Source organism: Allobosea sp. OK403 (assembly GCF_900113835.1).
Lineage (GTDB): Bacteria > Pseudomonadota > Alphaproteobacteria > Rhizobiales > Beijerinckiaceae > Allobosea.
In genome coordinates, this window is record NZ_FOQV01000002.1 from 756,269 (window position 1) to 770,709 (window position 14,441).

15 protein-coding genes and 1 tRNA gene are annotated in these 14,441 nt (G+C 62.6%); 10 read left to right on the forward strand and 6 right to left on the reverse strand.

The window, feature by feature from the left end; translation table 11 throughout:
* The first annotated feature begins 208 nt into the window (after nt 1-208).
* The 4 genes from BMZ97_RS09550 (at nt 209) to BMZ97_RS09565 (ending at nt 3,125) form a co-directional block, all read left to right on the forward strand.
* A complete protein-coding gene (locus BMZ97_RS09550) occupies nt 209-799 on the forward strand; it encodes a DUF6932 family protein (RefSeq protein WP_092167747.1) in 591 nt (196 codons plus the stop codon).
* Nucleotides 799-1,776: a hypothetical protein gene (locus BMZ97_RS09555; protein WP_092168904.1), complete on the forward strand. Its 978-nt coding sequence runs from the start codon at nt 799-801 to the stop codon at nt 1,774-1,776. The genes BMZ97_RS09550 and BMZ97_RS09555 overlap by 1 nt, the downstream gene beginning before the upstream one ends.
* 63 nt (nt 1,777-1,839) lie before the next feature.
* Nucleotides 1,840-2,076 carry a hypothetical protein gene (locus BMZ97_RS30675; protein WP_139221185.1) on the forward strand — a complete coding sequence of 79 codons (237 nt, stop codon included), beginning with the start codon at nt 1,840-1,842 and terminating at the stop codon, nt 2,074-2,076.
* A 443-nt stretch (nt 2,077-2,519) separates the two neighbouring features.
* Nucleotides 2,520-3,125, forward strand: coding sequence for an AbiU2 domain-containing protein (locus tag BMZ97_RS09565; RefSeq protein WP_092167750.1), 606 nt, complete (start codon nt 2,520-2,522; stop codon nt 3,123-3,125).
* A gap of 86 nt (nt 3,126-3,211) precedes the next feature.
* Here the strand turns inward: BMZ97_RS09565 and BMZ97_RS09570 are convergent, their stop codons facing one another.
* From BMZ97_RS09570 to BMZ97_RS30680, 3 genes are all read right to left on the reverse strand, one after another.
* Nucleotides 3,212-3,661 (reverse strand): hypothetical protein, encoded by a 450-nt coding sequence (locus tag BMZ97_RS09570; RefSeq protein WP_092167752.1) that lies wholly within the window; start codon nt 3,659-3,661, stop codon nt 3,212-3,214.
* Nucleotides 3,662-3,671: 10 nt separating this feature from the next.
* Nucleotides 3,672-4,340 (reverse strand): SOS response-associated peptidase, encoded by a 669-nt coding sequence (locus BMZ97_RS09575; protein WP_092167754.1) that lies wholly within the window; start codon nt 4,338-4,340, stop codon nt 3,672-3,674.
* 393 nt (nt 4,341-4,733) lie between these two features.
* Nucleotides 4,734-5,210: a hypothetical protein gene (locus BMZ97_RS30680; protein WP_139221186.1), complete on the reverse strand. Its 477-nt coding sequence runs from the start codon at nt 5,208-5,210 to the stop codon at nt 4,734-4,736.
* A 391-nt stretch (nt 5,211-5,601) separates the two neighbouring features.
* Between BMZ97_RS30680 and BMZ97_RS09585 the strand changes: the two genes are divergently transcribed.
* Nucleotides 5,602-6,633 carry a hypothetical protein gene (locus BMZ97_RS09585; RefSeq protein WP_092167755.1) on the forward strand — a complete coding sequence of 344 codons (1,032 nt, stop codon included), beginning with the start codon at nt 5,602-5,604 and terminating at the stop codon, nt 6,631-6,633.
* 170 nt (nt 6,634-6,803) lie between these two features.
* On the opposite strand, the gene BMZ97_RS09590 is transcribed toward BMZ97_RS09585, so the two are convergent.
* From BMZ97_RS09590 to BMZ97_RS09600, 3 genes are all read right to left on the reverse strand, one after another.
* The gene (locus tag BMZ97_RS09590; RefSeq protein ID WP_139221187.1) at nt 6,804-7,076 is read right to left on the reverse strand and encodes a hypothetical protein; all 273 of its coding nucleotides are present in this window, start codon (nt 7,074-7,076) and stop codon (nt 6,804-6,806) included.
* Between the two features lie 251 nt (nt 7,077-7,327).
* A tRNA-Glu gene (locus tag BMZ97_RS09595) sits at nt 7,328-7,402 on the reverse strand.
* 131 nt (nt 7,403-7,533) lie between these two features.
* Entirely contained in the window at nt 7,534-8,643 is a 1,110-nt protein-coding gene (locus BMZ97_RS09600) for an alkene reductase (protein ID WP_092168907.1), read from the reverse strand.
* 230 nt (nt 8,644-8,873) lie between these two features.
* Between BMZ97_RS09600 and BMZ97_RS09605 the strand changes: the two genes are divergently transcribed.
* The 5 genes from BMZ97_RS09605 to BMZ97_RS09625 all read left to right on the forward strand — a co-directional run bounded on the left by BMZ97_RS09605 (nt 8,874) and on the right by BMZ97_RS09625 (nt 14,295).
* Nucleotides 8,874-9,635 (forward strand): ComF family protein, encoded by a 762-nt coding sequence (locus tag BMZ97_RS09605; RefSeq protein WP_244546318.1) that lies wholly within the window; start codon nt 8,874-8,876, stop codon nt 9,633-9,635.
* Nucleotides 9,636-9,681: 46 nt separating this feature from the next.
* A complete protein-coding gene (gene grxC / locus BMZ97_RS09610) occupies nt 9,682-9,939 on the forward strand; it encodes a glutaredoxin 3 (RefSeq protein ID WP_092167760.1) in 258 nt (85 codons plus the stop codon).
* Between the two features lie 114 nt (nt 9,940-10,053).
* Complete coding sequence (locus tag BMZ97_RS09615; protein ID WP_092167762.1) at nt 10,054-10,536, forward strand: DUF1178 family protein; 483 nt, start codon at nt 10,054-10,056, stop codon at nt 10,534-10,536.
* Between the two features lie 649 nt (nt 10,537-11,185).
* The gene (locus BMZ97_RS09620) at nt 11,186-12,103 is read left to right on the forward strand and encodes a cell wall hydrolase (protein WP_092167763.1); all 918 of its coding nucleotides are present in this window, start codon (nt 11,186-11,188) and stop codon (nt 12,101-12,103) included.
* A gap of 185 nt (nt 12,104-12,288) precedes the next feature.
* Nucleotides 12,289-14,295 (forward strand): protein meaA, encoded by a 2,007-nt coding sequence (locus tag BMZ97_RS09625; RefSeq protein WP_244546319.1) that lies wholly within the window; start codon nt 12,289-12,291, stop codon nt 14,293-14,295.
* The last annotated feature ends 146 nt before the right edge of the window (nt 14,296-14,441 follow it).

A 14,441-nucleotide genomic window follows, 5' to 3' on the forward strand; every position in this document is an offset into this window, starting at 1 on the left:
CGCAAATCAAACGGGCAGTGTGCGGGCTGGCGGGGATAGGCCGGCACCTCGCGTCCAGTTATAGCGCCGTCGGCTGCGAGCATGCTCTTTCATGACAGCGTCCCGAAAGCGCTGGCTCAACAATTTCGATGGTCCGTACCGATAGTTCGAGAGCTTCCTTCGGGTTTACCCGATTTAAGGGAAATGCTTCCATTCTACCGACAAGCCGATGATTGGGGATCGCTTGGCTCTACCAGTTTTCGACCTGCGTGGCCTGTTGCCTCCGTTCAACGGCAGCGATCCGGCCACGGCTGACCGCTCGCCCTATTTCTGCAACATGACGGAGCTATGTGCGGCTTTCGGCACAAGTGACCACCGCAAGAAATTGCTGCGGAATTTGATCGCCTATCGGGCGCTGATAGCCGCAGATGACTATACCGACGGGCTCCAATTTATTGACGGCAGCTTCGTCGAAAACATTGAGCAGATCGAATCTAGGAACCCGTCGGATATCGATGTTTTCAGTATTTTGTCACTTCCAGCCAAGTACATTGGGAATATGCCGGCTTGGAATTCCGGCGGTTCTGCATTTTGGAACGATGAGATAATCGATCAACCGAAAAATAAAGCTCGTTTTTCTCTCGATTGCTACGCAATAATTTTTAACCCGAACAGCCCTGCTAGCCTGATTCAACAAACGATTTACTGGTACAGCCTGTTTTCTCACCGGCGGACCAGTCATGAATGGAAGGGTTTCGCGGCCGTGCCATTGGACGTCGCTGGAGACCAGGCCGCACTGGCGACGATTGGAGGCCCATGATGGCGACGCTCCACGCGCTGAAGATACTGGAATCCGACAAGCAATATGTCGAGCGACAGCTCGCCGACGCCCAAGACGATCCGTGGGGAACGACGCTCGCCATGTGGCGAAGCCGCTTGGCTGAGATCAACAGGCAGATCAAAACGTTGGCTGCGGCGAGCTCGAGCTACGCATCAGTCGCCCTGATATTCGAAGGAAACCCGGTGATCAGTTCGACGGATATCCGCGTCGACTTCACCACTGACGCTCTGACGACTTTCCAGAAGCTGATTGCCGCGCGTCTTGCCGAGCAAGAGCGACAGGCCGCTGGAGATCCTGGTGCGCTCCCAAAACGCGGCCGTTTACCCGGGCGCAGAAACAGTAATCTGTACATCCGAGATCTCGTGCGCGGATCCATGGGTTTCGTCTTGGAAGAGCGCGTGGAACAGGCTGAATTGCTGCCGACAAAGCTCAAAGCGGCGGTCGAAAGCACCACTGAGCTGTTGGACCGGCTGAATTCCGCAGGAGACGACGAGTTTCAGCGCATCGTTGCAGAATCCGAGCCTCGGGTCGTCCAAGCCATTCAGAAGTTCACAAAGGTGCTTTTTGAGGCGGGAGCCAGCACGCGAATTGCTGGCGACCAGAACCAACTGACCATGGGCATTTCGGACGTCGATCGTCTTTCGAAACGGCTGAATGAGGTCGAGATCACTGAAAGCGTCGAAACGGTTGACGGTGTGCTGCAAGGATTGCTGCCGGAGAAGCTCGAGTTTGAATTCAAGGTCGCTGGTGACGAGGGGCCAACAATCCGGGGAGACGTCGCGGAGGAACTCGCGAATAAGTACACACTCGATCCGGCTTTCGTCGAAAGGCTCTTACACAAGCCCGGGCGCGCAAGGATCAAGGTGGTCCGCACTAGTAGAAATGGGATGCAGACCAAGGAACAGCTCATAATGGAGGCCTTGGAATGGGCAGCCTCCTCTTTTGCGACGCCCTGATTGAGCTCGCGCGAGAGCGCGGAGCCGTGCCGTGACGGGCGCTGATGGATTTAGAGAAGGCCAATGGCAGAAATCACGCAAGCTGATGCGGAAGCCCATATCCGCCGACTATGCAAAGTTTGGGCGGACGAGCGGGGCATTCCACACGCAGCAACAAATCCGCCCAGTTTCTTAGCTTTCAGCCAATGGATGGATGAGAAGGGATACTCCCACGTATTCAGTTTTCGCGCGACCATCGGCGCGAAGCAGATGGCCGAAATGTGGTTCGATCAAGAGCTCGGACAGATGTGGCGACAATGACGACGCCGCCGAAAGCAAACCTAATCCGGTTCGAAACTGAACCAAGGTCAGCGCTCTCGCCCGCTGCCGAGAACATCGACTTGACGCCTCACTGTTGCTCGATACGGCCGCAGCGCAGGTATTCCCAGATGGCTCCATGACCGTTCGCACCCTGCGCGCCGAGCGTGACCGGGGCCGTCTCGAGACGTGGATTATCGGGAGGTGGGAATACACGTCGCTGGCCGAAGTGCGACGCATGATAGAGCTCTGCCAGGCAGCGCAACGGGCAAAAGTCCCCGATCGCCGGCAGCCGACCCGGAACGAACTGCCGGCACCCGTACCTGGTGCCGCCCTGCGGAGCCTCGAGCTGCTTGAGGACCGCCTAAGGGAGCGTCGCGAGGCTGATGCCGGCGGGGCCGTTCGCTTAGCGAGGGCGACCGCCGACCGGCTCAGGAAATAATGCGATGAAGAAGCCGAAGCCGGCGCCGGTGCCGCTGCAAAATTGGAACGACCTGCGGGAAGTCGCGCTATCCTGCTTTCACGACGCGGTCGAATGCCTAGCGGCAATCGAAATCGTCGAGCGCGGCAATCGCCCGGCGGTCGTCCAAGAACTGGCGCGGCAGGGTGCGCTCGAAGCCGCGATACATATGGGCGACGCCGCATTATTCCGCCTGCACGTCGTTGTCTGTCGCGCCTTTGCTCCTGTGAACCATTGCGACGACCGTCATATGCGAACAGCGATCGACTTTTTGAGGAGCCGGTCGAGCGAGGAACGAGACGCGACCTTGCAAGCGCATCTGCTCAATGCGGTCCAACTATTCGAAGCTATCGAGAACGACACTCGTCTCGCAAAACTGAGAAAGATGCGGAATAAGCTTCTCGCTCACATCACGCGGCCTAAACCGACGATCGAGATTGCGACATACCGGGATCTCTTCGACGTCACTAAGTCTACGGTCGAGATCTGGGTTGAGCTCGCCCGAGGCGCCAAACAGGCTACCCTGCCACTCGACTTTTTCCTTGAGGACTATCGCAAAAGCCTTGAAGCGTTTTGGTTGCGATGGGCGTAGTCCGTGCCGGCGTCAGCCCGCATCCAGTCGGAACTGGTGCAAGAGCTACGCGCGGAAAACGGACTGCTTGGATGCCGAGAACAGGGCTACCCCTTCATGATCTCGCTGCGGGCAAGCTGCTGGAGCTTTATGCGATGGGACTGGATGACCGCGATCTCGGCCTGGACGCGGTCTTCGTTTTCGCTGGTGGCCGCCTTCAAGAGTTCCGCAGTATATTCGTCATAGGCCGCCAAGAAGTGTTCCGGTAAAAATACGCTCCCGCGCACGACGCAGATCCTTGCAGCGTTTGCTGCTTCTTCCACCCGCCTATTCGCGGCGATGGCAGCGTCGTTGTTCCCTGCACGCTGCGAAGCGGCAACCTCCTGTAGATGGGCGATACCCTCTCGTAGATTGTGCAGGATCTCGCCGTATGCCTCTCGTTTGAGGTCCCACAGTTTAGCGCGGAAGCCTCTGCGCGATGTGATCGTCGCTGTGAGAATCACAGCGAACAGCGTGCTGATAGCCGTTATTAGGTTGCCCCAGGGAAAACTTTCCATTTCGTCTCTTTCATGAATCTCGTTCGATCGTCGCCGGTTCGTCATCGCCCTGGCCGGTCTTGTTGACCCGCTTGTCGACAACCCACTCTTGGAGCTTCGGCGGCGTCTTTCGCAGCAAATCCTTGCCGGCCGAGCCCGAGAGCCAAGCGTCGAAGTCCTCGGGCTGAAGAAAGGACAGCATGCGGTCGTGATAACGCGCAGTCCATTCGTCGGCATCACGCACCACCATGGTGCAGCTGGTGACATCCTCGCCCTCGGGGCTCTGCCACCTCTCCCATAGGCCTGCGATGCCCAACAGGCCGTCGTCGGCGGCTGAGAAGTAGTGCGGGATGCGATCGGTCTTCGGCCCGGTCCACTCGAAGAAACCAGAAGCCGGCACGATGCAGCGCTTGCGCCTGAAGGCGTCGCGAAACATTGGGCTCGTATCGACCGTCTCAACCCGCGCATTGAAGGTTGAAGGGACCTCCTTCAGCGATTTCTTCCACCACGCTGGCACAAGCCACCACCGCGCACTGATCAGCTCACGGCCGGCCTCGCTCGGGACGATGATGTCCACGTTGGTCGTCGGCGCGATATTATAGCGCTGCTGGAGATTGCCGCGACCGGCCGCCAGCGTCAGCGGATTGCTGAAGTTGTGGATTTGCTGCCAGGTGTAGTGCTGGGAAAATCGGCCGCACATGGCGCGCTAGTCCTCGCCGATACGTCTACGGCGCTTATGGGCCGCAGGCTCAGTTGGCAACATGTCCGTCTTGCCGCCCTCGATCAAGGTAAGGCCGCTCAGCGAGGGCGGGAGGTCAGATGGATGGGTCGAACCAAGGTCAGGGCAATAGCCGCCGCAGCGGTCATTGGTCAGGACAACGCGACCGTTTCGACTCCGCGGCCGGTTCGGACAGGTCGCATGAAACCGCACGATCAGCGCCTCGATGGTCTCGGTCGCGCCGAACTTCTCCGCGAGTCGCGCAAGGCGTGAGTCGCCGTATCGCCGGCAGCGCGTGCAGCGGAAGCGGACGACGATCCAAGGATAATGCTCAAGTGTCGTCTCATCGGTTGGCGCCTGGCTCACGGTTCTTCGTCAGGCACCGGAGGCCGAGCGCCGCTCGAAAACAGGCCCCGCGGATAGCCATGAGAAACCGAGCTGTGGGCGTCCTCCAGCAGCACGGTCAAGTCGTGCAGCAGCGCCCGCAGCCGCCCGTTCGCTTCCATGCTCGGCAATGAGATCGTCGATTTCGCACTCAATCTCCGTCGCAGCGTCGGTCTCTTCGAGCCGCTCCACAGCCATTGCGCCCGCCCTCAGGAAATGAGAACATAATGAGAACAATACTGCCTGCGGAGTCAAGCCAAGGCCAATGTCGAGACGTTCTTTCTCCAGCCGTTCAAGACGCATCGAAAGCGGCTCGTGCCAGGGCCGCGGATACTGGCGAAGACGAAGCACCATGCACTGAACGATGGAGAGCGAATGGCGCGCACCGCCGAGGGACTCGCGGTGATCCATGTCACCGCCGACGATGAAACCGGCGAGGTCAGCGCACTTGATGTACTCGCCCGGCACGGCGCGCTTCCTAAAGAGTTTGAAGAGCAGGGCGCTTTGAGTGGGTTCTGACGCTGAGATTTTGAACCGGCACGCTGATCGCTGCAGGCAGAAAGCCCAGTCGATACAGTTGAGCCTTACCCCTGAGACGGCTGGTTGCGACGCAAGGGAATGCAACCCTTGCGCTTATTGTCGTTCTAGATAATCTGCCATCAAGACGTTAGTGAGATGGGGGTGGAAGGCGATGCGTTCAGTTTTATTCGCGGCGTTGGCGGCTGCCATTGCATTGCCTGTTGGATCGGCATCTTCTCAAACGATTTTCGACTTCCTTCGTCCGAAGAATACGAACGCACGCGTAACTGACATAGCCTTTCTACTCGGGAGTCAGCCGCGTTTTACAACGAGGCGCGCTGTGGAGGATGGCTACTCCACCGTGAAAATACCGTATGACGGCTGCGGTACCCTATCCGATGCGGTCGAAGCATCGCGGTCGTTTTTGGGCAAGTTCGCGATCTCTGCGTCGTATAAGTTATCGTATCGAGCGCTGGATCGATCGTCCGTGACAGACGGCGCCGTGCTCTTTGCCGATGGATCTGGCGTGGACACTGCTAAACGCGCGAAACCCAACTGTGACATCAAGCTGGGTATGGTGCGAGCAAGGGATGACTTCGCGATCACCTTCACAGCGGCGGCGCAACATACATCGTTCGACCCGGTCACGTTTGTAGGGCGACTCACGGAGATCATTGAAGTTGCAGGAAGCATTGCGGGTGTTATCCGGCCTGGCTTGGGCGAGCGCATCCTGCTGGGGCATTATGCAATCACCGGCAGAGATCCCGGCGAAACGCCATTCACGACCGGCGATTTAAGAATGGACCTTGAGGCGCGAGCGAAGAGCTTCGAACGACTGACAAAGGCGCTAGCGCGAGATCTCAATATCGCTCCAGGCGTACGAACCTACACAATCAAGCCTGAGCATGCGAGCCTGACGCTGTCGCATGTTGGCCTGTCTTTGGTGATTACACGTGCGAACCAGTGGTCGATCATCGCTCCGGACAACGGCAGCAGCCGGCGGTTCGACCAGAACACCTTGGTGGGGATCGACACGACGCTCGAATCTGTTGGGGTTAAACCGGAAGCGCTGGCCACGTCAATCAATGCGGCATATCCGGCTGTCTTCCAATCCGCCCAGCCGAAGGCCGTGACGGAAATCTGCCAGCATCTTCTGTTCACGCTCTCGCAACGGTTGACGCGCTGGGACGCGCTAGCCTTGACTTGGAACCTCGCCTATCGTCAGAGCTTTCGAGCAGTTGCTCCTCTACCCTATTGTTTCAAGAGGGATCAGGTCGAGGAACTGAAGAGTTATGGGATTGACCGCGAACCATACCAGGGAGGGTTTCAGCCGAGTGCGGTTGCCGCCGTTTCGACTTCGCCGACGCCATAGGCTGACGGATTTACCTTGCGGGTGCCTTAGCAATTCGAGGAATACATACGCCCCTAGCAAAAAGGGCCGAGCCGCTTTCGGAGCCCGGCCCAAGTTTAGGGAGGATACGCCAAAGGAGGGCGGCCCTTGACGGGGCCCACGCGACGGCGGAGCGTGAGCCCAGCAATGGATCAGAGCGGATCGTCGCCCCGCGTCGAGGGCGGCGGGAACGAGATCGGCCTGTAGCGCCAGCGCCGCGCCCAGCGGATCAGCGCCTCGCAGATTGTCATGCCGACGAGGCCGCGCGCAAACCCGATGCTGCCCTCGAAGTCCACCGTCTGCGAGGACCAGAGTTCGAGCCAGCGCCGCAACAGCGGCGTGACGGCCGGCTTGGCATAGCCGTCGGCCTGGTCGCCGACGTCGCTCGTCAGCCTCTGCCACCAAGACAGATTGCGAGCGACCAAGCCGCGCACAAAGCCCCGGAGACGCCGGCGATCAGATGGACCTCGTTGATCCCGGCCACGGCTCGCAGCCAAGCATGCGGAGGAAGATCAGCCATCAGCGCCCCAGCGGCGGCGCAGTGTTCAATGGATGCCGATAAGGCACGCCTCGCGCCTGGAAGCACGTGGCGCGGACACAGTTTCCCAAACCTCGCCTCAGAAGCTTGGAGAAAATCCCGAAAAGCGAGACGATATCAACGCCCAGATGCGCCGAATGGCGCTCCCATGGGGAATCGAACCCCAGTTTTCGCCGTGAGAGGGCGACGTCCTAACCGCTAGACGATGGGAGCAGCGCGGCAAGGGCTGCTGTGTAATCGGGCTGCGGCCGCTCTGCAACTGTTTTTGCGCATGGCCCGCAAGGAATTCGCGGCGACGGCTCATGACCATCGCCGCGGAGCCAGTCGAGGCCGCGCCCGGCGGCTCAGGCCGCCTTGTCGGCCAGAGCGGGATAGTCGGTATAGCCCTTCGCATCGCCGCCATAGAAGGTCGCGACATCAGGTTCGTTCAGCGGGGCGTTGCGCTCCAATCGCGCGACCAGATCGGGATTGGCGATGAAGAGCCGGCCGAAGGCGATGGCGTCGGCCTCGCCCTTTTCGATGGTTTCGATGGCGAGCTCGCGGTTGAAGCCGTTATTGGCGATATAGGCGCCCTTGAAGGCCCGGCGCAGCGCGCCATAGTCGAAGGGCAGGTAATCGCGCGCCTCGCGCGTCGCACCCTCGACGACATGGATGAAGGCGATGCCCTGCTCGCTGAGCCTGGTCACCAGATAGGTGAACAGCGCCTGCGGATCGGAATCGCGCGCATCATTGGCGGGGCTCACCGGCGAGATGCGGATGCCGACGCGGCCCTTGCCGAACACCTTCGACACGGCAGCGACCGCCTCGAGCGCGAAGCGCACGCGGTTCTCGATCGAGCCGCCATAGGCATCGCTGCGCTTGTTGGAATCGTCGCGCAGGAACTGGTCGATCAGATAGCCATGGGCGCCGTGCAGTTCGACGCCGTCGAAGCCGGCGGCCTTGGCGTTCTCGGCCGCCGCGACGAACTCGCCGATGATCGCGGGGATTTCCGCCAGCGCCAATTCGCGCGGGGTCGAGACCTCGGCGAAGCCGCTTTCGATATAGGTCTTGGTCTTGGCTGTGATCGGCGACGGGCTGACCGGAGCCTGGCCATCCGGCTGCAGCGAGACATGGCTGACGCGGCCGACATGCCAGAGCTGAGCGATGATCTTGCCGCCTTGCGCATGGACGGCGTCGGTCACGGCCTTCCAGCCGGTGATCTGCGCGTCGCTGTACAGGCCCGGCGTCCAGACATAGCCTTGGCCCTGCTGCGAAACCTGCGTGCCCTCGGTGATGATCAGCCCGGCGCCGGCGCGCTGGCGGTAATATTCGACATTCAGATCATTGGGGGCGTCATTGCCGCGCGTCGCGCGATTGCGCGTCAACGGCGCCATGACGACGCGGTTCCTGAGTTCGATATCGCCGAGGCGAAAGGGCGTGAACAAGGCAGGCTTGGCAGAGCTGGATTGGCTCATGGAAATGACCCTCGGATCGCGGCTGGCGCCGCATGATTTGCCAGATATCGTACGCTCGGCAAGCACGCCCGCGCCCGGCGGCATCGGCATTCGACAAGGCTCAGATAGGCATGACAAAGTGGAATGGCAGGGGCGTGGGAAGCGCCCCGGCCATCACTGATAGGATTTCCTTCGCGGAGGCCTGTTTGGAGACGATCGACACCGCCGAGCCCTCCTTGGGGAGACCAGGATTGCGCGCCCGCCTTCTCGCTGGAGGCCGCCATGCGCTGCGCGCCGGGCTCAACGCCGCGCTCGGCATCGTCTATCCGCCGAGCTGCATCGCCTGCCATGCCGCGACCGGGGAGGCGCAGGCGCTCTGCCCGGCCTGCTGGGCCGGCATCGGCTTCATCGAGCGCCCCTTCTGCGAGCGGCTCGGCACGCCCTTTGCGGTCGATCTCGGCGCGGGCCTGCTCTCGCCGGCCGCGATCGCCGACCCGCCGGTCTTCCGCCGGGCGCGCGCGGTCTGCCGTTTCGACGGTGCCGCGCGCGAACTGGTGCACAGGCTGAAATATGACGACCGGCTCGAACTGGCGCTGACGCTGGGCCGGATGATGACGCAGGCCGGGCGCGAATTACTGGGGGAAGCCGAGATGATCGTGCCGGTGCCGCTGCATCGCACCCGGCTCTGGAGCCGCCGCTTCAACCAGGCCGCGGCGCTGGCCCAGGTCGTCGCGAGGCAGAGCCGGGTCCCGCTCGCACCGAACCTGCTGGCGCGGGTCAAGCGCACGCGGCAGCAGGTCGGGCTGACGCGGGCGCAGCGCACTGAGAATCTGCAGGGCGCGTTCAAGGTTCCGCTCGCGGCACGGCCGCGGATCGAGGGGCGACGCGTCCTGCTGATCGACGATGTGTTGACCACAGGCTCGACCGTCAACGCCTCGGCCCGCGCCCTGTTGCGCGCAGGTGCTGCCCAGGTCGACGTGCTGACCTTCGCCCGGGTGGTGACGGACGCGTGACGGCGCACTAGATAGGATGCAGCGCACCATCCACGAAGGTCATTCCATGCCGCCGGTCACGATCTACACCACCTCCTGGTGCCCCTATTGCCAGGAGGCGAAAGCGCTGCTGACGAAGAAGGGCGTCGCCTTCGAGGAAATCGATGTCGACGGCAAGCCGGAGCTGCGCCAGGCGATGACGGCCAAGGCGCGCGGGCGCACCTCGGTGCCGCAGATCTTCATCGGCGCCAGCCATGTCGGCGGCTGCGATGATCTGTACGCGCTCGACTCGCGCGGCGAGCTCGACAAGCTGCTGGCGGCGTGAGGCGCAGCAGGGCCGCTTGGCGGGAAAGCCACTTGCCAGGAGAGGCTGCTTGCAAAGGGCTCGCAAGGGATTACCTGCTGGAGATGCAATTCAGCACCGGTCCCTCGCACTGACATGATCCGTTACGCCCTCATCTGCGACAACGCCCACGACTTCGAGAGCTGGTTCTCGACCTCGGCGAGCTTCGAGGAGCAGGCCGGGCGTGGGCTGGTGACCTGCCCCTTCTGCGGCAGCCCGAAGGTCGAGCGCGCGATCATGGCGCCCAATGTCGCGCGCACCGATCGCGAGCGGGCCGCTCCGGCCGAGACCGGACCGGATGCAGCCACGACGGAGGCCCCTGCTGCGCCGGCTCCGGTCGCCCTGATGGGCGAGAAGGAGATCGCCTTCCGGGAGATGCTTGTGGCCCTGCACAAGCATGTCGCCGAGAACGCCGAGAATGTCGGCAAGCGCTTCGCCGAGGAGGCGATCAAGATCCATCACGGCGAGAGCGACGGCCGCGCCATCTATGGCGAGGCGACACCCGACGACGCCAAGATGCTGCAGGAGGAGGGCGTCGCCTTCATGCCCCTACCCCGCCTGCCCGGCACGGGGAATTGAAGCGCTCTTCATTGCAAAAAGCGCACGCGACCGGCCCGCAACGGCAATCAGCTCTGGTTGGGAAGCACTCGGGGGTTGAGAAGCACTCGGGGGACCAGCTGGTTGTCAGAAGAGCCATGCCGCTATCCAGGACTCGATCTGCGATCGATGCCCAGCTGCGTTTCGATACCATCCGGGCCGTCATTGCGAGCGCAGCGAAGCAATCCAGGGGCCGTCGAGCTCTGCCGCCCTGGATTGCTTCGCTGCGCTCGCAATGACGGAGTGGTTCAAGCTAAAATCCCCCCAGGAGCATTGCTCCCACGAAAAACCGGTGCCCTGCTTTTTCGCGCAAGGCTCTCGGGCGTTTCCGGTGCAGCGGCAGCCATGGAAGCCGGCTCAGCGCTTCGCTCCAGCCGGAATGTCTTGCCTTTCCAGCGCGGCAATCACGACGCCGCGGACGAAACCTCTTCGCTCCGAACGCTAAAATTTTCGTTTAATAATAATAGCTTAGTGAACTTCCCGCCGGAAAGAAGCGCCCTCTGGAGCCCCCTTTCCTGCCTCTGCCCTTCCTTTCCGGATTAACTTTCTGTTAAGGGTTATGGGTTTCCTTGCCCGTGACCCCGCTGCGCCGCACATGGCAATTCGGGATCCCGAACCCAGGAGTTACCGCATGAAGCGGATCGCGATTGCTGCACATGGTCTCCGTTCCCACGGAGTTGCCCGCCGCGGCAGTAGATCGATCCCGCTTCTGATTTCGCTGCTGGCGCCGGCTCTGGGTGCGTGCAGTCTCTCGCCCGTCGAGACGGCCGCGGTCTCCGCACCGACGACGAAGGAACCCACCGCCGCGCGCAAGCGCGCCGTCGCCCTGGCGAAGGCCGACCCCCGGGAAAAGGAATGCCTGGTTCGGGCAATGTATTTCGAATCGAACCGGTCGAGCGAGGCGGGCCTGCTCGGCGTCGGCACGGTCGTGATGAACCGGATCGAATCGCCGCGCTACCCTGAGACGATCTGCGGCGTGGTCGGAGCTCCGCGCCAGTTCGCCTCCGGCGTCCTGACGCGCCCGATGACGGAAAAGACCCTGCCGAAGATCGAGGCCATCGCCGAGGACATCCTCAACGGCCGTCGCAATGAGACGATCGGACCGGCCAAGCATTTCCACACGGCCGGGCTGCGCTTCGGCTACACCAACATGCACTACATGACGGTCGCCGGCGGCAACGCCTTCTACGTGAAGGGCGAGCGGCCCGAGCGGCGGCGCATCGAGGAGCCGGCATTCCAGGTGGCGGAAGCCGCCGTGCCCGCGCCTGTTGCAACGGCCTCGCCCGTCGCCTCCACCTCCTTCGCATCCGCGCCGCTGGCATTCGCGCCCAAGACGCCTGCGTTCGAGACACCCGCGTCCAAGACGCTCGCGCTCGACACCCCCGCCGTGATGCTGGTCAAGAATGTGCGGCTGCCGCCGGACCGTCCGCTCGATCTCGATCTGCCCAGGCTCAAGCGCGCCTTCGCCGCTCCTCCCAAGGTCGACCGGCGCCTGGCGGCGCTTATGCCGTCATCCTCCGAGATCAAGAGCAGTCTTTCGACGCGATAAGCGCCCGGCCTCTGGCCGGCGCGGATTTTGGGCAGGACACCAAGGGATTCCACGCGTCCATGAAAACCGGGCGCGCTCGCGCCGCGTTCTCGTCAGCCTAACGTCGAGGGGGACATCGCCGCGGCTCTGGCGCTATCTTCGCCGCAGTGCAACATTCAGATTGCTCTGCAATACGGGGAAACGCCATGACCGCGACCAAGCCCGACGGCCAGCAGATGGCGCAGCGCGACAACCCCACGCCACGCGACAAACCTTGGATCTTCCGCACCTATGCGGGCCATTCCGACGCCTCGGAATCCAACAAGCTCTATCGCAACAACCTCGCCAAGGGGCAGACCGGCCTCTCCGTCGCCTTCGACCTGCCGACGCAGACCGGCTACGACCCCGACCATGTGCTGGCGCGCGGCGAGGTCGGCAAGGTCGGCGTGCCCATCAGCCATCTCGGCGACATGCGGGCTCTCTTCGCCGATATTCCGCTCGCCCAGATGAACACCTCGATGACGATCAACGCGACGGCGGCCTGGCTGCTCTCGCTCTACATCGCGGTGGCCGACGAGCAGGGCGCAGCCCGTAATGCGCTGCAGGGCACGACCCAGAACGACCTCGTCAAGGAATACCTCTCGCGCGGCACCTATGTCTTCCCGCCGCGCCCCTCGATGGCGCTCACCACCGACATCGTCGTGTTCACGGCTCGCGAATTGCCGAAATGGAACCCGACCAATGTCTGCTCCTACCATCTGCAGGAAGCCGGCGCCTCGCCGGTGCAGGAGCTCTCCTTCGCGCTGGCAACCGCGATCGCGCTGCTCGATTCGATCCGGGCGCGGCCGGAGGTCTCGGCCGAGGAGTTCCCCGAGGTCGTCGGGCGCATCTCCTTCTTCGTCAATGCCGGCATGCGCTTCGTCACCGAGCTCTGCAAGATGCGGGCTTTCGTCGAGCTCTGGGACGAGATCACGCTTGGCCGCTATGGCGTCGCGGATGAGGCGATGCGCCGCTTCCGCTATGGCGTGCAGGTCAATTCGCTGGGCCTGACCGAGCCCCAGCCAGAGAATAATGTCTACCGTATCCTGATCGAGATGCTGGCGGTGACGCTTTCCAAGAAGGCGCGCGCCCGGGCCGTTCAGCTCCCGGCCTGGAACGAGGCGCTGGGATTACCGCGCCCCTTCGACCAGCAATGGTCGCTGCGCATGCAGCAGGTGCTGGCCTATGAGACCGACCTGCTCGAATTCGGCGACATCTTCGACGGCTCAACCGTGATCGACGCCAAGGTCGCCGATCTTAAGGCTGCCGCGCTCGAGGAGCTGGCCAAGATCGACGATATGGGCGGCGCGCTGGCGGCGATCGAAACCGGCTATATGAAGCAGGCGCTGGTCGAGAACGGTGCCCGCCGGATCGAGGCGATCGAGCGCGGCGAGCAGATCGTCATCGGCGTCAACAAATTCACCAATAGCGAGCCCTCCCCGCTCTCGGCCGGCGAAGGCAATGTCGTGACCGTGCCGGATTCGGTCGAGTTGGAGGCGGTCGGCCGGCTCAAGGCCTGGCGCTCGGCCCGCGACGCCAAGGCCGCGGAAACCGCGCTGGCGGAGCTGGCTTCCGCAGCGAAGGAAACACGCAATGTCATGCCCGCCTCGATCGCCTGCGCCAAGGCCGGCGTCACCACCGGCGAATGGGCCCAGACGCTGCGCGAGATCTTTGGCGAATACCGCGCCCCGACAGGCGTCGACACGACCAAGCTCGGCGACGATGCGGGCCTCGCCACGGTCAAGGCAGCTGTCGCTCGAGCCACCGAAAAACTCGGCCGCCCGCCGCGCTTCCTCGTCGGCAAGCCGGGGCTCGACGGCCATTCCAATGGCGCCGAGCAGATCTCCGTGCGCGCTCGCGACGCAGGGATGGCGGTGAGCTATGGCGGCATCCGCCAGACGCCCGAGGAGATCGTGGCGCAGGCCCAGGAGACCGACGCCGACATCATCGGCCTCTCGATCCTCTCAGGCTCGCATCTGCCGCTGGTGCGTGACGTGACGGCGCGCCTGCGCGTCGCGGGCATGACCACTCCTGTCGTGGTCGGCGGCATCATCCCGCCCGATGACGAGAACGCCCTGCGCAATATGGGGGTGGCGGCGGTCTACACGCCGAAGGATTTCGCGCTCGACGGCATTATCGCCGATGTCGCGGGGCTGGCGGCTAAGGGGCGGTAGCCCGCTTGTCATTCCGGGGCTTCGCACAGCGAAGAACCCGGAACCCACGATCGGGGGCGCCCTTTGCTCCAGCGTCATTCTCGCCCTTGTGGCGAGAATCCACGTCTTGAACACAGCACTCGCCGAAGGAAGACTTGGGCAGGAAG

What these genes read in the sequence shown, in the direction of transcription:
- BMZ97_RS30675 (WP_139221185.1), top strand. Translation starts at nt 1,840, where the DNA reads ATGGCAGAAATCACGCAAGCTGATGCGGAAGCCCATATCCGCCGACTA.
- BMZ97_RS09575 (WP_092167754.1), bottom strand. Translation starts at nt 4,340, where the DNA reads ATGTGCGGCCGATTTTCCCAGCACTACACCTGGCAGCAAATCCACAAC.
- BMZ97_RS09625 (WP_244546319.1), top strand. Translation starts at nt 12,289, where the DNA reads ATGACCGCGACCAAGCCCGACGGCCAGCAGATGGCGCAGCGCGACAAC.
- BMZ97_RS09565 (WP_092167750.1), top strand. Translation starts at nt 2,520, where the DNA reads ATGAAGAAGCCGAAGCCGGCGCCGGTGCCGCTGCAAAATTGGAACGAC.
- BMZ97_RS09555 (WP_092168904.1), top strand. Translation starts at nt 799, where the DNA reads ATGGCGACGCTCCACGCGCTGAAGATACTGGAATCCGACAAGCAATAT.
- BMZ97_RS09600 (WP_092168907.1), bottom strand. Translation starts at nt 8,643, where the DNA reads ATGAGCCAATCCAGCTCTGCCAAGCCTGCCTTGTTCACGCCCTTTCGC.
- BMZ97_RS09620 (WP_092167763.1), top strand. Translation starts at nt 11,186, where the DNA reads ATGAAGCGGATCGCGATTGCTGCACATGGTCTCCGTTCCCACGGAGTT.
- BMZ97_RS09550 (WP_092167747.1), top strand. Translation starts at nt 209, where the DNA reads ATGATTGGGGATCGCTTGGCTCTACCAGTTTTCGACCTGCGTGGCCTG.
- BMZ97_RS09615 (WP_092167762.1), top strand. Translation starts at nt 10,054, where the DNA reads ATGATCCGTTACGCCCTCATCTGCGACAACGCCCACGACTTCGAGAGC.
- BMZ97_RS09570 (WP_092167752.1), bottom strand. Translation starts at nt 3,661, where the DNA reads ATGGAAAGTTTTCCCTGGGGCAACCTAATAACGGCTATCAGCACGCTG.
- grxC (WP_092167760.1), top strand. Translation starts at nt 9,682, where the DNA reads ATGCCGCCGGTCACGATCTACACCACCTCCTGGTGCCCCTATTGCCAG.